This window comes from Rosettibacter primus (assembly GCF_036860675.1).
Taxonomy (GTDB): domain Bacteria; phylum Bacteroidota; class Ignavibacteria; order Ignavibacteriales; family Melioribacteraceae; genus Rosettibacter; species Rosettibacter primus.
The window spans coordinates 98,648-117,301 of record NZ_JAYKGK010000001.1 but is presented as its reverse complement, the minus strand read 5'-3'; the positions used below and the strand labels follow the sequence as shown (position 1 = coordinate 117,301).

17 protein-coding genes and 2 tRNA genes are annotated in these 18,654 nt (G+C 29.5%); 4 read left to right on the top strand and 15 right to left on the bottom strand.

Annotated features, from left to right (window positions below; genetic code table 11):
• Positions 1–147 precede the first annotated feature (147 nt).
• Positions 148–306, top strand: coding sequence for a hypothetical protein (locus VJY32_RS00525; protein ID WP_353675917.1), 159 nt, complete (start codon positions 148–150; stop codon positions 304–306).
• 687 nt (positions 307–993) lie between these two features.
• Here the strand turns inward: VJY32_RS00525 and VJY32_RS00520 are convergent.
• The 4 genes from VJY32_RS00520 to VJY32_RS00505 all read right to left on the bottom strand — a co-directional run bounded on the left by VJY32_RS00520 (position 994) and on the right by VJY32_RS00505 (position 6,473).
• Positions 994–1,080 (bottom strand) — tRNA-Leu (locus VJY32_RS00520).
• A 75-nt stretch (positions 1,081–1,155) separates the two neighbouring features.
• Entirely contained in the window at positions 1,156–4,419 is a 3,264-nt protein-coding gene (locus VJY32_RS00515) for a S41 family peptidase (RefSeq protein WP_353675916.1), read from the bottom strand.
• Positions 4,420–4,442: 23 nt separating this feature from the next.
• Positions 4,443–5,786, bottom strand: coding sequence for an alanine/glycine:cation symporter family protein (locus VJY32_RS00510; protein WP_353675915.1), 1,344 nt, complete (start codon positions 5,784–5,786; stop codon positions 4,443–4,445).
• 18 nt (positions 5,787–5,804) lie between these two features.
• Positions 5,805–6,473, bottom strand: coding sequence for an esterase family protein (locus tag VJY32_RS00505; protein ID WP_353675914.1), 669 nt, complete (start codon positions 6,471–6,473; stop codon positions 5,805–5,807).
• 159 nt (positions 6,474–6,632) lie between these two features.
• Here VJY32_RS00505 and VJY32_RS00500 point away from each other — a divergent pair.
• The 3 genes from VJY32_RS00500 to VJY32_RS00490 all read left to right on the top strand — a co-directional run bounded on the left by VJY32_RS00500 (position 6,633) and on the right by VJY32_RS00490 (position 7,978).
• Positions 6,633–6,706: transfer RNA gene (locus VJY32_RS00500), tRNA-Arg, on the top strand.
• 109 nt (positions 6,707–6,815) lie between these two features.
• On the top strand, positions 6,816–7,256 hold the full coding sequence (gene tadA, locus VJY32_RS00495) for a tRNA adenosine(34) deaminase TadA (RefSeq protein ID WP_353675913.1): 441 nt from the start codon (positions 6,816–6,818) through the stop codon (positions 7,254–7,256).
• Between the two features lie 74 nt (positions 7,257–7,330).
• Positions 7,331–7,978, top strand: a complete 648-nt coding sequence (locus VJY32_RS00490) for an adenylate kinase (protein WP_353675912.1) — start codon at positions 7,331–7,333, stop codon at positions 7,976–7,978.
• Here the strand turns inward: VJY32_RS00490 and ftsE are convergent.
• The 11 genes from ftsE to VJY32_RS00435 form a co-directional block, all read right to left on the bottom strand.
• Positions 7,975–8,646, bottom strand: coding sequence for a cell division ATP-binding protein FtsE (ftsE, locus tag VJY32_RS00485; RefSeq protein ID WP_353675911.1), 672 nt, complete (start codon positions 8,644–8,646; stop codon positions 7,975–7,977). The two genes, VJY32_RS00490 and ftsE, sit on opposite strands and share 4 nt — an antisense overlap.
• The gene (locus VJY32_RS00480; RefSeq protein WP_353675910.1) at positions 8,647–9,372 is read right to left on the bottom strand and encodes a class I SAM-dependent DNA methyltransferase; all 726 of its coding nucleotides are present in this window, start codon (positions 9,370–9,372) and stop codon (positions 8,647–8,649) included. It abuts the gene before it with no gap.
• Positions 9,369–10,346, bottom strand: coding sequence for a 4-hydroxythreonine-4-phosphate dehydrogenase PdxA (pdxA, locus tag VJY32_RS00475; protein WP_353675909.1), 978 nt, complete (start codon positions 10,344–10,346; stop codon positions 9,369–9,371). Before pdxA ends, VJY32_RS00480 begins: the two co-directional genes overlap by 4 nt.
• 1 nt (position 10,347) lies before the next feature.
• Positions 10,348–11,529, bottom strand: a complete 1,182-nt coding sequence (locus VJY32_RS00470; RefSeq protein ID WP_353675908.1) for a GWxTD domain-containing protein — start codon at positions 11,527–11,529, stop codon at positions 10,348–10,350.
• A gap of 97 nt (positions 11,530–11,626) precedes the next feature.
• Positions 11,627–12,874, bottom strand: coding sequence for a transcription termination factor Rho (rho, locus tag VJY32_RS00465; protein ID WP_353676404.1), 1,248 nt, complete (start codon positions 12,872–12,874; stop codon positions 11,627–11,629).
• A 145-nt stretch (positions 12,875–13,019) separates the two neighbouring features.
• Positions 13,020–14,294, bottom strand: coding sequence for a bifunctional folylpolyglutamate synthase/dihydrofolate synthase (locus VJY32_RS00460; RefSeq protein WP_353675907.1), 1,275 nt, complete (start codon positions 14,292–14,294; stop codon positions 13,020–13,022).
• 1 nt (position 14,295) lies between these two features.
• Entirely contained in the window at positions 14,296–15,210 is a 915-nt protein-coding gene (locus tag VJY32_RS00455) for a dihydroorotate dehydrogenase (protein WP_353675906.1), read from the bottom strand.
• A gap of 34 nt (positions 15,211–15,244) precedes the next feature.
• Positions 15,245–16,003 (bottom strand): dihydroorotate dehydrogenase electron transfer subunit, encoded by a 759-nt coding sequence (locus VJY32_RS00450; RefSeq protein ID WP_353675905.1) that lies wholly within the window; start codon positions 16,001–16,003, stop codon positions 15,245–15,247.
• A 63-nt stretch (positions 16,004–16,066) separates the two neighbouring features.
• The gene (gene rpiB, locus VJY32_RS00445) at positions 16,067–16,690 is read right to left on the bottom strand and encodes a ribose 5-phosphate isomerase B (RefSeq protein ID WP_353675904.1); all 624 of its coding nucleotides are present in this window, start codon (positions 16,688–16,690) and stop codon (positions 16,067–16,069) included.
• Positions 16,687–17,754, bottom strand: coding sequence for a mannose-1-phosphate guanylyltransferase (locus VJY32_RS00440; RefSeq protein ID WP_353675903.1), 1,068 nt, complete (start codon positions 17,752–17,754; stop codon positions 16,687–16,689). The genes rpiB and VJY32_RS00440 overlap by 4 nt, the downstream gene beginning before the upstream one ends.
• A complete protein-coding gene (locus tag VJY32_RS00435; RefSeq protein WP_353675902.1) occupies positions 17,754–18,611 on the bottom strand; it encodes a hypothetical protein in 858 nt (285 codons plus the stop codon). Before VJY32_RS00435 ends, VJY32_RS00440 begins: the two co-directional genes overlap by 1 nt.
• Positions 18,612–18,654: the final 43 nt, after the last annotated feature.

Here is an 18,654-nt window from a genome sequence, read left to right as displayed (position 1 = left end):
AACGATTGCAATATAATTTTTATACCTGCTTTTGTCAAGAATTATTTTATCGATTTTAAAAAATTTTTTCAAAATATTTTTTTAACACTTCTTATTAAACTTTTTTTCACTTGTTACGATAATTAATTAACAAATTTGGGGTATGTTATGTTTTTATTTTATCTAATCGGTTATTTAATATTATTTTTCATAATTATGGGATTCATGATTAAATATGCTCCTTTAGGGTATGAAGATGAGAATGGATTCCATTATGTTTATGAAAAATCTAATAAAAGTAAATTTTCAAAAAGTAAAGTTGCTTAATATCTTTTCCAAGCTTCTTATTCTTACTGGGTTACCATTTGGAAATATTTATCAAAACTATTTTCTCATTAAATCTGTATCCTTATTTACTTAATTAACTTTTTTACTTTTTCTCTATAAGACTTTTTTCTGCTCCAAATTTATTTTTAAGTTCTTGTTTCTTTTCTTGCAAAATTATTTTTTGATTTTCTATTAATGTCCTATGCCCACTAATTTTTGCTTTTACTGGTTTAACTTTCTCAAGAAAATTTTATTTAGTTCTTGCAATTTTGGATTTATATATTTTTCAAATTTTGTTTGAAGCTGATTTTGTAACCAAATAATTTCATTTTCTATAGATTTTTAACTCAGTTACTATGACTTCACCTAAATCTGTCTTGAATGCAATATCATTTTATCATTGTTATCCTAGAATCTGAACCAAAAACTGATATATCAATATTTTAACTGTGTTGTAAATTATACTTTGTATTAAACTGTTTAGTTTAGATATATAATGAATTTCGATTTTTTTATAAGTTCTGTTAATTGAAAGATTAATTTATTTTTATTCCAATCAAATTTGATAAAAATTTACTTATAGTGTGATTAGTAAATAAAATATAAACTTGCGGCTAAATGAGAAAATACTTTTAAGTATAATAATTTCTTTGAAGTGAAGTTCAAATTAATGTTGATTGGAATTAGTACCGAAGGCCGGACTCGAACCGGCACGGAGTTTTGAGCTCCACTGGATTTTGAGTCCAGCGCGTCTACCAATTCCGCCACTTCGGCACTTTGAAGTTGCTGCGCAAAATTAATTTTATAAATAATTATTCGCAAGACATTACAATCATTTTTCCACCAATTTTATTTGCTTTTATCTGGATATGGAGGTGGTGGTGCTAATTTTGGTGGATTATTTTTCAACTCCTCTAATATAACTTCAATTGCTTTGTTTAATTGCTGGTCAATTCCTTCATATTCAAGTGCAGGGTCATTGTCAACTTCAATATCTGGCTCCACTCCATATCCTTCCATAATCCATTCTTTACCTTCAATATCATAACGAGAAAATTCTGGTTTATTGAGATAACCACCATCAACTAACGGCAAAGTTCCTCTTATTCCAACAACTCCTCCCCATGAACGCTTGCCAATTAATTTACCAAGCTTAGCCTGTCTAAATCGATATGGGAAGATATCTCCATCTGATGCTGAATATTCATCTAACAATAATACTTTTGGACCATAATGTGTTCCTGTAGGATCAACATTTGGTTTTGAATTTCGTGCTATGGTAATCATCTGTAACTTTCTATTGAGCCTTTCTAAAATCATTGGTGAAACATTTCCACCTCCATTCCCTCTATCATCAATTATTAATGCTTCCTTTTTTAATTGTGGATAATAAAGTTTTGCAAATTGATTTAATCCTGCTATACCCATATCTGGAATATGAATGTAACCAACTCTTCCATTTGTGGCTTTATTAACTTTTTCAATATTATTTTCTACCCAGTTGTAATAATACAACGGCTGCTCATTATCAATTGGAATAACAACTGTTTCATGACTTCCATCAATTTTGGGTACTGAGTTTACAGTTAAAGTCACCTGTTTATTTGCTGTATTTATTAATGATTCATAAATATTATTCATTTGATTGGTAAGTTTTCCATTCACTGCAATTATATAATCACCTTCTTTAACATCAACACCAATTTCGGTCAATGGTGAACGAAGATTTTTATCCCAATTTTGTCCCTTCAATATTTTTTTTATTTGATAAAATTTTGTTGTTTCATCTCTGATTAGCACTGCACCCAGCAAACCTAATTTAATTCTTTCAGGTTTAGGATAATCTCCGCCTCCTACATAAGTATGACCAATATTCAATTCTCCTATCATTTCTCCAATGATGTAAGTTAAATCTGCGCGATGATTAACATGATCAACAAGTGGTTCATAATTTTTCTTTACTTTTTCCCAGTCAACTCCATGCATATTTGGGTCAAAAAAGAAATCACGCATTTGTCTCCAGCATTCATTAAATATTTGATGCCACTCAGCATATTTATCGAGATTCATTTTTAAATCTTCAAGTGATAATTTTTCTTTCAACTCGAGTTTGTTATTTGGAAGGTCAATTATGTAAAATGAATTTTGACTGCTTACAATCATCTTTTTTCTGTCAGCAGAAATTTCAAAACCATCTGCCTCACCAAGCTCTGTTTCGGATTTCTTTTCAAAGTCATACATAACAAGTTTTGCTTTACGGTCTGAAGAGCCTCTTTTCATATAATAAATTTTATTATTTGCCGAGGTCAATCCAAAATATGTTGAACCATCAGGTGTTACTTCTGCAATTCTATCTTTTATTCCATCAAAATCAATTTTAATTTCTGTAGGTTTACTTTCTTTTTTTTCTTTATCACTTTCTTTTTTGTTCTGAGTTTCTGATTTAATTGTTACTTCATCACTCTGAGGCTCAAATGGTGATTTTGTATCTTTCGATAAAGTTATCAAATAAATTTTTGCCATATCTGTATAAATATGATTAAATTCTGTGCTGCCATATTTGGGATTAAATGTTCTTTCAGAAATGAAATACAAAAATTTTCCGTCATCACTAAATTCCGGTCCATATGAATCATACCAACCGTCTGTTACTTCGTAATATTTTTTTTCATCAACAGAATAAATATAAATTTTTGTAAAAGCTCTATCTTCTGGTTTTGCATAAGCAATCCACCTGCTATCTGGAGACCATGCAAAACTTGTAATTTCCCATACATCTGATTTGTCAACAAGTGTTACTTTCTTTGTTTCAATATCAACAAAGAATAATCTTTGTAATCTATCATTCCATAAAATTTTCTTACTATCTGGCGACCACCTGATTTCATACTTATAATTATTGCTGTTGAATGTAAGCTGAATAGTTTCACCTTTGCCATCTTGAGGTATAATATAAATTTCATCTTCACCAGTTTTATCAGATATGAATGCAATCCATTTCCCATCAGGAGACCATTTTGAATTTCTTTCATGAATTCCTGAAGTATTTGTTAAATTTCTTGTAGCACCATTTTTTGCAGGAACAGTAAATATTTCTCCTCTTGCGCCAAATAATGCACGTTTGCCATCAGGTGAGATTTCATAATTTGTAACATTTTTACTTACATCAATTAATCCGCCTCTTCCAGAATCAAAATCTTCATTTAAATAAATCGTTACCTTTTCTGCTTTCTGAGTTTTCAAATCGAATTTATAAATGTAACCTCCATTTTCAAATACAATAGCATTATCACCAAGCGAAGGAAATTTAATATCATATTGGGTAAAGTTTGTTAATTTTTTTGTTTCTTTTGTTTTGACATTATATGAATACAAATTAAATCTGTTATCTCTATCAGAAATAAAATAAATTAAGTCACCCTTCCACATTGGTATAATATCTTGAGCGGGATTATTGGTGATATTAATTGTTTTCTTGGTTTGAAAATTATAAATCCATATATCATCTGATTGACCTCCGCGATATCTTTTCCATGTTCTGAATTCTCTAAATACTCGATTATAAGCTAATTCAGATTTGTCAGGAGAAAATGAACAAAAGCCACCTCTTGGAAGTGGTAATTGTATCGACATTCCACCATTGATTGAAACTTCATAAAGCTGGCCTTTAAAATCATTAAACTCTTTCCATCTTGAACGATAAATAATTGTTTCGTTGTCTTTCCAGCACATAACAATATTGTTTGGTCCCATTCTGTCAGAAACATCATCTCTGTTTAATGTAGCAGTAATTGTTAATCTTTTAGGAATTCCACCATCAGAAGGCATTAAATAAACTTCTGTATTGCCGTCATATTGACCTGTAAAAGCTAAATATTTGCCATCAGGTGAAAATCTTGGAAACATTTCATAACCAATATCATTTGTTAACTTACGTGCTACCCCTCCTTTGGAATCGACAGAATACAAATCACCTGCATAAGTAAAAACAATTTTGTCTCCATGAATTGTTGGAAAACGAAGTAAACGAGCTTCATTTTGTTCAGCTGTTAAGTTAATAAATAATAAAAACAGAATAATACCTAATCTGAAAAACAATAATTTTTTATTCATGGTTAAAACCTCATTTTATTTATTTAATATTCTTCCATATCAATATTTCCGTCCCATAAATATTTCTTTGTTTCATTTACAATAATTTTATTTAGAAAAATTAGTGAAACCAAGTTTGGCAATGCCATTAGAGCATTTGCAATATCAGCAAATGACCAGACTATATTCAAAGTCATAACACTTCCAATAAAAACAAATATTACCCATAACCATCGGTAAGTTTTAATAAATTTTTGACCAAAGAGATATTCAATTGCTTTTTCACCATAATATGACCAACCAAGAATCGTAGAAAAAACAAAAGTTAATAGACCAACAGTTAATAATATTGGACCAATAAAAGGTATATCAGAGAATGCTTGTTTTGTAAGAATTGCTCCGTCATAACCTTTAGTCCATTCATAAGAATTAACAATTACGAGACCTGTAAATGCACAAACTACAACTGTATCCCAGAAAGTACCAGTCGAAGAAACCAGAGCCTGCCTAACAGGATTTTTTGTTTGTGCAGCTGCTGCAACAATTGGAGCACTGCCAAGTCCTGATTCATTAGAGAATAATCCTCTTGCAATTCCAAATCTTATTGCTTCTTTAACACCAGCCCCAATAAATCCTCCAATGACAGCATGACCTGTAAATGCACTTTTTATGATTAAGTAAATTGATTGTGGAATTGTATCATAATTTATTATTAACAAAATCATACATCCAATAATATAAAAGAACGCCATAAATGGGACTAATCTTTCACAAACTTTTGCAATTGATTTAATACCGCCAATTATAACAACTGCTGTTAAAAAAGCTAAAATAATTCCTGTTATAAATGAAGGAACACTAAATGTATCATTAAGTAAATGTGAAATAGAATTAGCCTGCACCATATTACCAATGCCAAAAGCTGTAATTGAAGTAAAAGCAGCAAATAAAATTGCAAGAGATTTATTGTTCATTCCTTTTTCAAGAACATACATTGGACCACCAGCCATCAATCCGTTTTCTGTTGTAATTCTGTATTTAACAGATAAAAGAGCTTCTGAATATTTTGTTGCAATTCCGAAAACTCCTGTAAGCCACATCCACAATACTGCACCCGGTCCACCCGAAGCAATAGCAGTTGATACTCCAACAATATTACCAGTTCCAATAGTTGCTGCAAGAGCAGTAGTAACAGCCCCAAATTGAGTTATATCTCCTTTGCCTTCTTGATTTTTTGAAAACGATATTTTAATTGCTGTTACTAAATATTTTTGAATAAACTTTAATTTAATTGTTAAAAATATGTGAGTGCCAAAAAGTAAAATTAATAATGGAACACCCCAGACTAAGTTATTTAATTGATTTAGGAAGTTTTCAAGTGATTGCATTATAATCCTGTATGTTTTTTACTCAATTATCTTTGAAATATAAATGGGAAACATATTTTTCCAGACCTGCCAATCATGACCACTAGCCGAATAAACATCAAATTGATGATTAATATTTTTTAAAGATAAAATTTCACTCATTCTTTTATTTTCATGAATTGCCAAATCCCATTCTCCTACCCCTAAAAATATTTTCATTGATTTAATTTTATCGAGATACCAATTATCTTCAAGATTAGGCATGTAATCAAATGGATTATTGAAATAACAATTATCATCATAATGACCAAAAATAAATTGCTTAATATCATAAAATCCCCCCATTGAAATTACTGAATTAATAACATCAGGATGACGAAATGCTAAATTCAAAGCATGATAACCACCAAAACTGCAACCTGCTACACCAACCACTTTTCTTTCTGTCTCATATTTTGCAAATTCAATTACTTCATTCAAAATTATTTTTTCATAAATGATATGTTTTTTTACACGCTCTGATGGATTAACATTAAAATTATACCAGCTTTCTAAATCAATAGTATCAGGACAGTAAATTTTTATTTTGTCGTTATCAAGAAAATTTTCAACAGAAGAAATTAAACCTGCATCCTTACAGTCAAAATATTTTCCTTTTTCTGGTGGGAATAAAATTATAGGATATCCTGAAGAGCCAAAAACAAGCATTTCTAAATCACGATTCAAATATTGCGAGTGCCACTTGTGATAGGATTCTTTCATTAATTTGTATATAATTTTTAAGCAAAGTTAAATAATAATAAATAATGTTGCAGATAAATTTTGGAAAAAATCATAAACAAAGATATTTTTGAGTAACAAAATTATGCGCCCGTAGCTCAACTGGATAGAGCAGCAGACTTCGGATCTGCGGGTTGAGGGTTCGAGTCCTTCCGGGCGTACAAAATTGAGTTGAAAATTTTGAGGGTTCTTTCAATTAATTTTCGTGAGAATTCATCTATAACTTAACTAAAAAATTTTATGTTATTTCCTGAATATGTTTATAAATTTATGTACTCAGCATTACAAGAAGCTCAAAGAGCTTTTGAAGAAAATGAAGTTCCTATTGGCGCAGTTATAGTATATCAGGATAAAATTATTGCACGCGGTTACAATCAAACAGAAAAATTAAAAGACCCCACAGCTCATGCAGAAATGATTGCTATTACAGCAGCTGCAAACTATCTCCAGAACTGGAGATTAAATGAATGTGATTTATATGTAACTGCTGAACCTTGTATAATGTGCACAGGTGCAATACTACTTTCAAGAATAAAAAATGTTTATTTTGGAACATACGAACCAAAATTTGGTGCATGTGGTTCTTTGTATAATATTATCGAAAACAATAAATACAATCATAAACCAAATGTATTTTCAGGAATTTATGCGGAAGAATCAAAAGCATTGTTAGAAAAATTTTTTTTGCAAAAAAGAGCATCAAATAATTAATTCTCTATTTTTGTCTATCAAAGCAATTCTATTTATTTTTGCACTCAAAATTTTAAAACAAATATAGAAAGGTTATGCAGATAATAATATTTGGCGCTCCCGGTGTGGGAAAAGGGACACAAGCAAAAATCTTAGCTTCAAAATTAAATTTAGCTCATATCTCTACTGGTGATATTCTTCGTGATGCAATTAAAAATGAAACTGAAATGGGTCTTAAAGCTAAAGAAATTGTACAAAGCGGTGGACTTGTTCCAGATGAAATAGTTGGTGGAATTGTAAAAGAAACATTAAAAGAAGAAAGATGCAAAAATGGTTTTATACTTGATGGTTTTCCAAGAACCCTTAATCAAGCAGAAATTCTTAGTAAAATCTTATCAGAATTAAACAATGAAAAACTTTATTTAATCAAGTTAGATGCAGATGATAATGTAATCATCAGCAGATTAAGTAACCGTCTTGTATGCAGTCAATGCGGAAATATTCTCAATAAAGATGAAGTAACAGAATATTTTAAATGTCCAACCTGCGGAGCAATTAATAGTTATATCAAAAGAAAAGATGATGATGAAGAGGTAATTAAAAAAAGACTGCAGGTATATCACGAAACAACATCACCGGTTTTTGATTACTACAAAGACAAAGCTTACATTATCGAGGTAGATGGAACACAGTCAATTGAAAATGTTACTAATGATATTCTAAAAAAATTAAATGCTAATTAATCTTTTTTCTTTAGAATAACCTTTACTGCTTTGCCATCTTCGAGTTTGATAATTTTAGTATCAAAAGAACGAATAAGTTCGTAGTTGTGTGTAGCAAATATTACTGTTGTTCCTCGTGAATTTATTTTTTTGAGAATTGATAAAATTTCATCTGCAGTTTCAGGGTCCAGATTGCCCGTGGGTTCATCAGCTAATATTAAAAATGGCTCATTAATAATGGCACGGGCAATAGCGACTCTCTGTTTTTCACCACCCGAAAGTTCATGCGGCATATTTGTTTGTTTATGAGCTAAACCAACTTCAGAAAGTGCGTAAAAAATTCTTTTCTTAATTTCTCTTTTCGGTGTCCCAATGACCTGCAGAACAAAAGCTAAATTATCATAAACATTTCTATCAGTTAACAATTGAAAATCCTGAAATATAATTCCTATCTTTCTTCTCAACAATGGAATTTCTTTTGGTTTAATTGATTCAGATGAATATTCCCCAACCTGCACATAACCAGATTGAGGGAAGCAATCCATATAAATCATTTTCAGTAATGTTGTTTTCCCTACTCCGCTTTTACCAATAAGAAAAACAAATTCTCCCTGCTGAACTTCAAGATTCAAATCATAAAATACAGGTTGATTATTATAACTGAACTGAACATGATTAATTATCAACATTTATTTTTTCTTCTTTAATATAAATTGTGCTCTTTCTGAATCAGAATTTGCATTTTTGAATGTAAATGCTTCATAACATTTCATCACATAAAAATTTGATTTTTCTATTATCTTAAAATATTCATCAAACTCATAAATTTTTTGTCTATGAATCTCTCTTACCTTTTTTCCATCTTTTAGTGTAATATCAAAAATATTATAATGAATTCTTTTTTCTTTATCATATTTACTAATTTGCTTGTAATGAATTCCATCAAAGTTACCTTTTCTGTTAAGATATCGCTGATACCTGATGCTGTTATTTTCCAGACTAACATCGAATGTAAAAATTCCGTCATCAGTTAAACATGCATCTACTGATTTTAGCAATCTTAATATTTTTTCTTTTGATGTAAGATAATTAATACTATCAAAAGTTGAAAAAACAAAATTGAATTTCTTTTTGAATGGAAGTGAAGTCATATCACAAACTACTCGCAGAATATTTTCATCTTCAAATTGTAATAACATTGTGATAGAAGAATCTGTAGCAACATAAAAGTCAAAAATATTTTTGAGTCTTTTTGCAAGGCTGCCTGTTCCGCTTGCAATTTCAAGAGCTTTTATTTTTTTTATTTTTAATTCATTGGAAATTTTTATTAAATAATCAGCCCAGCTATCATAATCGATAGAGCGCATTAGATGAGAATAAATCAATGCGAGATGAGAATAAATTTTATTGCTCATTTTTTCATTCTTTTTCGAATAATTAATTCAGCCCATTTAACTGCTTCAATCATACTCGAGGGATTTGCAACTCCATATCCCGCAATATCAAAAGCAGTTCCATGGTCTGGTGAAGTTCTAACAATTGGTAATCCTGCAGTATAATTTACTCCAAGATTAAAATTCATCATTTTAAATGGAATAAGAACCTGGTCGTGATACATACCAAGAACAGCATCATAATTTTCATATTTGTGTAAGCCAAAAAATGCATCTGGCACAAATGGACCATCAACATTTTTTTTACGATAACTTTTAATAACAGGTTTGATAACTTCTTTTTCTTCTATTCCAATTAAACCATCTTCACCTGCATGAGGATTTAATCCAAGAACTGCAATCTTTGGATTTTCTTTTCCCAAATCATTTTTTAGTGTGTTGTATAAAATCTCAATTGAGTGTCTTAACTTTTTTTGTGTTATCAATTTTGAAACTTTTTTTAACGGAAGGTGAATTGTTACAAGACCGCAAATCATTTTGTCTGATAAGAACATCATCATATAATTTTTTGTTCTTGTTAATTCTGCAAGTAATTCTGTATGCCCCGAAAAATTTATCTTTGCAAGATTAAATGAGAATTTGGAAATGGGAGCTGTTATTATGCCATCAACTTTTCCATTTTTTGCAAAATTAAATGCTTCGGTAATAGATTTAAAAGCAGCTTTGCCAGATTGAGAAGTTGGTTCTCCAATAGATTGTTTGAAATTACCAATATCAAAAATTATTACTTTTTTATTTTCATTTGTAATTTCTTTGTTGGTAATCTCAAATTCAAATTCGGGTTTTATTATTTCTATTGTATTTTCAAAAACTTTCTTTGGAATAAAAACAATTATTTTTTTTTCTGACAATGATGTAATTGTATTTATTGTTTTTATTATAATTTCTGGTCCTATACCATTAATATCTCCACATGTAAAGGCAAGTCTAATCATATTATTCTTCCAGCATATAATTTCCTAATCCGCTATTATCAACAAACGTAAATTGTTTGTTAATGTTATTGTAAATCCATATCTCAATAACTTTACCATCAGAATAATTTCTTAATATTTCATCTGGCTGTCCATACTTAATATAAATTTTACCTCTGTCTGTTTTAGCTCCAGATTTATAAACTAATGTACTGAAATTTTCATTTGCATAATCAACTCTTCTATAAAATTCATTCATAAGTTCATTGAACTGATATTTTCTATCCGGAAATTTTTTATCCCAATAATTTGTAAGTGCATCATATAAATTACTTTTAGAGTTTTGTAATATTTTTGCTACAACATTCTTATCTTCAATTACATTTAATATATCAATAGCAAATTCAAGATTAATAAGTGACTTTGGTTTATTTATCCATACAACACGTAAATCAAATTCAGCTTTTTTATTTGACCCTGTAATAATTAATTTTGCTGAACCCTCATGTAATTTATGATTAAAATTATCAATAACAAAATATCGAATTGGGAAATTACTGTATGATTCAAGAAAGCCAATAATATTATCGCATTCAGTCATAGATAAATTATTTTCATAATATTTTGTTACTTCTCTTTCAAATAAAATTTTTCCTTTCTGTTCTATTTTAATATTCAGGTATTTCAATGAAGTATCTTGAACCGGGATTAACATCAAATAATCATAGCTTGCAAAAGGAATTATATTGCCATAGTTTGTCAGCTTAAATAAATGTGAGTCAAAACATTTCTGATTCGAATCTTCAATAATTATTGGTGCATAAATATTGTCTTTTATAAAATTATTCAAATTAATTTTTATAGAATCGAAAATGATTTCATTATTTGTATTGTGAAGATGTAAGATTGGTAAAATTGTGTAATCGTTTTTATCAATATCGAAAAATGTAAATCCTTCTAAGAAATTATTATTTGATTTTGTATCATTATAATTATCAACAAACACATTTTTCGAAATGGTTTTTCGATTTATAATTTTGTCCCCGTCAAATAAATTAAATTCAATTTCTAAACCAGAAAAAAATTTTTCTTCTTTCTTTATAAAAACAAGATTTGAAAATGGGATTTTATATGATATAAAAAGCAGATAATTATTTTTTGCGGGCAAAATATTTTTCTCAATATGAATAATTTTTTTATTCACAGGTTCTATGCTTTGTGATAGAACCTGTGAATCGAATGCAAAAAATAATGTTAATAAAAAAAGAGATATGAACTTTATAAAGAAATTCATGATTGGATTAACTATTCATGCTCTGCAGAAATTCTTTATTATTTTTTGTTCCCTTCATCTTATCAAGAATAAATTCCATTGCTTCGGTAGGATCCATGTCTGAAAGAATTTTTCTAAGTATCCATACTTTGTTCAATTCTTCTTCTTTGAGGAGTAGTTCTTCTTTTCTTGTACCTGATTTATTTATATCAATAGCCGGGAATATTCTTTTATCTGCAAGATTTCTATCGAGTACTAATTCCATATTTCCAGTACCTTTAAACTCTTCGAATATAACTTCATCCATTCTGCTTCCAGTATCAATTAAAGCAGTAGCAATTATAGTCAAGCTGCCGCCGTCCTCTGTATTTCTTGCAGAACCAAAAAATCTTTTGGGTTTATGAAGTGCATTTGCATCAACTCCACCGGAAAGTATACGGCCACTATGAGGAATTACAGTATTGTGTGCACGAGCTAATCTTGTAATACTATCAAGAAGAATAACAACATCATCGCCGGCTTCAACCATTCTTTTTGCTTTTTCAATAACCATATTTGCAACCTGAACATGTCGTTCGGCAGGCTCATCAAATGTAGAGCTTATAACTTCTGCTTGAACAGACCTTTGCATATCAGTAACTTCTTCAGGCCTTTCATCTATTAATAACATTATAATTTTTACTTCAGGGTGGTTTCTTGTAATTGAGTTTGCTATTTTTTGAAGCAGAATTGTTTTCCCAGCTTTTGGGGGTGATACAATCAAACCTCTTTGACCTTTCCCAATTGGTGCTATCAAATCAACTATACGCATTGAATACTCGCCAGGGGCAGATTCTAATTTTAATCTTTTTGTAGGATAAATTGGTGTCAGGTTATCAAATAATGTTCTTTCTCGTATAGCTTCAGGGTCTTTTCCATTTACAGCTTCTACTCTTAATAAAGCAAAGAAACGTTCACCTTCTTTTGGAGGACGCACCTGTCCACTTACGAAATCTCCAGTTCTTAAGCTAAATCTTTTTATTTGTGAAGGTGAAACATAAATATCATCCGGCGAAGGTAAATAATTATAATCTGCCGACCGCAAAAATCCATAGCCGTCAGGCAGAACTTCAAGAACACCTTTTGAAAATGTTAAACCATCTTTTTGAGATTGGGCTTCTAAGATTTTGAAGATTAGTTCTTGTTTTCTCAGATCACTGTAACCTGTAAGCCCAAATTCTTTTGCTATTTTGTAAAGATCAACAATTTTTTTTGATTGTAATTCTGAAATATCCATTGGCATGATTAACTCTTCCTACAAATTGTGATTAAATACCTCGATATTTATTTTTTAAAACGGGGATCAATTGACACTTGATCTTATGGATTAATTATTAAATAACGCTGAAGTTTTTCTGAGGTTCACTGGAAAATTATATTTCTTAATTCTCATTGTCAAGCTTTTCCTTATTTATTTTTGATTTTATTTTTCCTAATAAATACATACTCCCAAGAACAACAAGGCAATTATCTTTTACTTCATTAAGAAAATTTTTTACATAATCCTCCGGTTTATCCATAGGTATTACATTTACATTTATTTTATTTGCTATCATTTTAATTTCATCAATCGAAGCTGCTCGTTCATTTTCAACAGCAGTTACATAAATATTATCGAAAAAAGGCACTAACAATTTCAACATTTCTTCAATATCTTTATCCTTCATTGCTCCAAATATCAATTCCCTTTTTGAGTATGAATAATATTCTTTAACAAATTCTTCTAGAAATATTTTTATACTTTCCGGATTATGAGCAGAGTCAAAAATTATTCTTGGTTTATCGCTAAATATTTCATATCTGCCCTGAATTCCTGAATTTATCACAACATTATTAATGCCTGAATTAATTTTCAAATAATCTTCTAAATTTAGAACTACATCTAAAGTCTTTACTGCTAACGAACAATTTAATAATTGATGATAACCTTTTAATGGTGTATTGTAGAGATTATATTTTTTTTCTTTTAATATAACCTCAACAAAATCTTTTTCTTTAATTACAAAATTATCGAATGGATAATATTCACATTTTAATTCCAATGCTCTGGAACGGATAACATTTTCTGCTTCTTTTGGCATATAACCACTAATTACAACCGTCTCTGGTTTAATTATTCCTGCCTTTTCAAATGCAATTTTTTCTAATGTATCTCCAAGAATATTTGTATGTTCCAAACTTATTGAAGTAATAATAGAAGCTAAAGGAGTTATAACATTTGTTGCATCAAGCCTGCCTCCAAGTCCAGTTTCAATTACCGCATAATCTACATTATTATCATAAAAATATTTAAATGCCATTGCTGTAGTAATTTCAAAAAAAGTAGGTTCTTCTCTTTCAATAATGTTTTCGATTGAATTATAAAATGAGCAAATAAAATCATCATCTATTTCCTTTCCATTAATCCTAATTCTCTCATTAAATCTTACAAAATGCGGCGAAGTATAAAGACCAACTTTATATCCATATTCTTTCAAAATACTTGATAGAAAAGATGCTGTGCTTCCTTTACCATTTGAACCAGCAATATGAAAACATTGTAATTTCTTATGTGGATTCCCAATATAATCTAGTAATTTCTCAATACGTTCTAAACCAAGTTTAACATGAAATTGACGCATTGAAAAAAGTTTTTGAAGAATAGACTCAATTCTCATTTTATAAAATATAGGAAGCAGTTAGTTCTGTTATTTTATTAATTGACATTTTCTCACAGTAATTTTTTATACCATCTAAGATTTCTAAAGCTGCATAAGGATTTATAAAATTAACTGTTCCAAGCTGAACAGCCGAAGCGCCAACAATCATAAATTCTACAGCATCTTTCCAGTTCATTATTCCGCCTATACCTATGATTGGGATGTCAACATTACGACTTATTTCTAAAACTTTTGCAAGTGCTATAGGTTTTATTGCAGGACCGGACAAGCCTCCAGTAATGTTTTTAATTTTTGGTTTTCGTGTCCATATATTGAATGCAGTACCGACAAGTGTATTTATTGCCGAAACTGCATCACCTCCATTTTCTTTAACAACTTTTGCAAAATCAGAAATTCTTGAAACATTAGGAGATAATTTTATGATAACTGTTTTATTTGTAACAGATTTAACTTTTTCTGTAATTCTAGCAACTGCATCAAGATTATTTCCAAATTCCAATCCACCTTCTTTTACATTAGGACATGAAACATTAATTTCAAATGCAGCAATTGATTCTTCTTCATTTAATATTTTTGTGCATTCAACATATTCTTCAATTGAACCTGCAGCAATATTACAGATAATCGTTGTATTTAATTTTTTTAGAAAAGGAATTTTCTCTTTTATAAATGCTTCAAGTCCAACATTAGCAAGACCAATAGCATTCAACATACCTGACGGAGTTTCACAAATTCTTTGTGGCGGATTTCCCTTCCGTGGTTTGAGAGATATTGATTTTGTTACTATCCCACCTATTTTACTTAAATCAATAAATTGAGAAATTTCATTTCCATAACCTACAGTTCCTGATGCTAGTAAAATCGGATTTTTTAATTTAAGATTACCTATTTGAACTGTTAAATCTAATTCCATTTAATTAAAAATTTGTTTGAGATAAAATTATAAATTAAAGTATAATCATATCAGCATTAAAAATAGGACCATCTTTACAAACCAGATAATAACCATCCCCATTTGATTTTTCTATTGGACAACCCTGACAAATACCAAATCCACAAGCCATTGCACATTCAACAGAAAGCTGGCAATCATATTTTTTTTCAATTGCAATTTTTTGCAGTGATTTTAACATCGGATTTGGTCCACATGCAAATATTCTCAAATTTGCTGTTAAAAAATTTTTTAATTCTTCAATAAATAAATCAACTACATTTCCATGAAATCCTTCTGAGCCGTCATCAGTTGCTATATAAATATTCTGGAGATTGTATTTTATTAAATGCTCTTTTGTTCTTCCGCCAACGAAGCTTTTAATTTCAACATTAGCTGGCAAATTTTTAATAAGATAAGGGAAAGGAGCAGTTCCTATTCCACCACCAATTATAATTGCAAGTTCGTAATTGCCTTGAATATTAAAACCGTTTCCAAGCGGTCCCAAAATATCAATTATGTCTCCGGGTTTTTTAGAAGCTAAAATTTTTGTTCCTTCGCCATGAACATCGAAAACAAAAATTAGGTTGTCATTTTCAACATCGCAAATGCTAAATGGTCTTCTAAGCAAAGGGAAATCGGTATCAGAAACTTTGATATTACAAAATTGACCCGGTTTAATTTCTCTGGCAATTACGGGCGAATTAACTTTTATTAAATGATAATTGCTGGAAATTTTACTTAAAGAAATAACGCGAGCTTTTTCAATAATCAAGAAATAATCTCGAATTTTTTGTGAGCAAATTTAATGATGAAGAAACAAATGACAAAATTTTATTCAACATTTCATGAATTTTTCTTCAATTGATTTAACTTTATCCAGTCTCCTTTGATGTCTTTCACCTAAGAAATTCGAATTTAACCACACTTCTACAATAGATTTTATTGATTCTTCACCTAAGGCTTTTGCACCTAATGAAATTATATTAGCATCATTATGTTCTCGAGAACTTTTAGCAGAAAATTCATTATAACAAGTTGCTGCTCGTATTCCGGGAATTTTATTTGCTGCAATAGCAGATGGAATTCCTGTTGCATCTATTAAAATACCACAGTCAAATTCCTTTGATGCTACTCTTTGTGCAACATTTAATGCTATATCAGGATAGTCAACAGAATCTTCTGTATGAGTTCCAACATCGAGTACATCGTAATTTTTATTCTTAAGATATTCTACAAGGATCTTTTTTATTTTTACTCCTGTATGGTCAGAACCAATAACAATTTTTCTGAAAATTTTTGTATGTTTTTTTTCATCACCATCAAAAATAATTTTTAATCTTGCCTGTTTAATTCTATCAATTGCAGAAGGAGTAAGAATTTCATTTTTTTTAAGATGAATTTCTGTTAATCCATTTTTAATTAACAGAAGAATATCATTCTCTGTTATAGCTTTTTTCATACAAGGTCTGTTCTATTATTCATTTTTAGATAATCAACAACCTGCCTTACATCTTGTGCATAATTACGATTGCAAATTAATAGTGCTTCGTTTGTATTGATAATAATTAAATTTTCTACTCCAATTACAGCTGTAAATTTTCTTGGTGAAAAGATGTATGAATTATAAGTCTTTTGGGAATAAACATCGCCAATAATAACATTACCATCTTCATTTTTATCTGATATTTCATAAACTGCCTCCCAGCTTCCAACATCGTTCCAGTAAAAATCAGCTTTGATTACATAAACATTATTTGCTTTTTCCATAACTCCATAATCAATTGAAATACTTTTTAATTGGCCATAAACTTGAGTTAATTGTGTATCAAAATCATCAGAATTGATAAAGGATTCAATTTTTTCTAAACCCTCATAAAGGTCAGGAAGATATTTTTTAATTTCATTAAGAATGGTATCTACTCTCCATATAAACATACCTGAATTCCAGAGGAATTCACCACTTTCAATAAATCTTATTGCAGTAGCTAAATTTGGCTTTTCAGCAAAAGTTAATACTTTATGAATATTTTTTTCAATTTCAGTATCATCAAATTGAATGTATCCATAACCTGTTTCTGGTCTTGTAGGTTGAATTCCAATTGTAACCAATCCTTTTGAATTATATGCGAAGTCTGCTGCTTTTAATAAACATTTTTGGAATTCTACATCGTTTTTAATTAAATGGTCTGATGGAAGAACAATAGTAACAGCTTCCGGATTTTTTTGTTTAATTAAAACTGAAGCCAATCCAATACATGCTGCAGTATTTTTTCCAAATGGTTCATCAATGATATTTTGCTGAGGTATATCTGGTAGTTGTTCCTTTACTCTTAATTTTTGAATTCTGTTAGTAATCACATAAATGTTTTTTTTATCAACAAGACCATCAAGACGTTTAACAGTATCCTGTATCATTGTATTTTCGCCAAAGATACGAATTAATTGTTTTGGTTTTTTTTCTTTACTTCTTGGCCAGAAGCGGGAACCTACTCCTCCAGCCATTATTACAACAAATAGTTCCATTATACTACCCTTTTTGTTTGGGAAATCATTTTACCAAAATTTTCTGCTCTGTTTAAATAATTTGTTATATCGACTTCTTTGCCTCTTACGACTGCAACTATAACAATTAAACAAGCTCTTAATGATTCAATTACTAAAGTACTTGGTGCAATCTTCTTTTGATTAATAGCCTCGAGCCCTTGAGCAAATATTTTGTGCATATTAGATATAATTTCAAATCCAACTTTTTGCGACAGTTCACTGTTTTCATTCATTAATTTAATATATGAATTAATTTCACTTTCAGTATAATCATACTTAGCAACTCTCGTTAAAAATGCATCTAATTCTTTAATTGGTCTTAATACTTTTTCTTCATAGCGTTCAAAGCTAAAATCATTGTCCTTTGAAAGTTCTGCAAAAATTAAAGCTTCTTTTAATTCATCTGCACGTGACCTTTGTGGAATTTTAATAGGTTCTGTTTCTATATTTTTTTTCTCTTCTCTTTTTGTTAAATCGACATCTACCGATTGATTATCAATTCGATTAAATATATTTCTCATTGTTTGAGGAGTGACAACATCAAGTAAGTAATTTATTTCTTTTACAAGATAATAACTGTGTTCTTTAAATTTTTCAGAAAGTTTTAAGAAATCAATTTTACTATTTTCCAGAAAATTTAATATTTCACTTAGCTTAATTCCGAGTTTAGAAAGTTCTGTAATCTTTTTGAAATTTTTAATTTCTTCTTCAAGATTATCAGTTTTATTTAATCTTTCGCGTAAGATAGCAACAGTTTCAATTTTTTCTGAACTTAATCTCAAATTATTTGATGCATGAATAATACATTGAATTATGTATTGTTTGACAAAGTCCAACCTTTTACCAAAAACTTTATAAATTCTAAGTAAATGTAACCAT

What these genes read in the sequence shown, in the direction of transcription:
- VJY32_RS00525 (WP_353675917.1), top strand. Translation starts at nt 148, where the DNA reads ATGTTTTTATTTTATCTAATCGGTTATTTAATATTATTTTTCATAATT.
- VJY32_RS00515 (WP_353675916.1), bottom strand. Translation starts at nt 4,419, where the DNA reads ATGAATAAAAAATTATTGTTTTTCAGATTAGGTATTATTCTGTTTTTA.
- VJY32_RS00510 (WP_353675915.1), bottom strand. Translation starts at nt 5,786, where the DNA reads ATGCAATCACTTGAAAACTTCCTAAATCAATTAAATAACTTAGTCTGG.
- VJY32_RS00505 (WP_353675914.1), bottom strand. Translation starts at nt 6,473, where the DNA reads ATGCTTGTTTTTGGCTCTTCAGGATATCCTATAATTTTATTCCCACCA.
- tadA (WP_353675913.1), top strand. Translation starts at nt 6,816, where the DNA reads ATGTACTCAGCATTACAAGAAGCTCAAAGAGCTTTTGAAGAAAATGAA.
- VJY32_RS00490 (WP_353675912.1), top strand. Translation starts at nt 7,331, where the DNA reads ATGCAGATAATAATATTTGGCGCTCCCGGTGTGGGAAAAGGGACACAA.
- ftsE (WP_353675911.1), bottom strand. Translation starts at nt 8,646, where the DNA reads ATGTTGATAATTAATCATGTTCAGTTCAGTTATAATAATCAACCTGTA.
- VJY32_RS00480 (WP_353675910.1), bottom strand. Translation starts at nt 9,372, where the DNA reads ATGAGCAATAAAATTTATTCTCATCTCGCATTGATTTATTCTCATCTA.
- pdxA (WP_353675909.1), bottom strand. Translation starts at nt 10,346, where the DNA reads ATGATTAGACTTGCCTTTACATGTGGAGATATTAATGGTATAGGACCA.
- rho (WP_353676404.1), bottom strand. Translation starts at nt 12,874, where the DNA reads ATGGATATTTCAGAATTACAATCAAAAAAAATTGTTGATCTTTACAAA.
- VJY32_RS00460 (WP_353675907.1), bottom strand. Translation starts at nt 14,294, where the DNA reads ATGAGAATTGAGTCTATTCTTCAAAAACTTTTTTCAATGCGTCAATTT.
- VJY32_RS00455 (WP_353675906.1), bottom strand. Translation starts at nt 15,210, where the DNA reads ATGGAATTAGATTTAACAGTTCAAATAGGTAATCTTAAATTAAAAAAT.
- rpiB (WP_353675904.1), bottom strand. Translation starts at nt 16,690, where the DNA reads ATGAAAAAAGCTATAACAGAGAATGATATTCTTCTGTTAATTAAAAAT.
- VJY32_RS00440 (WP_353675903.1), bottom strand. Translation starts at nt 17,754, where the DNA reads ATGGAACTATTTGTTGTAATAATGGCTGGAGGAGTAGGTTCCCGCTTC.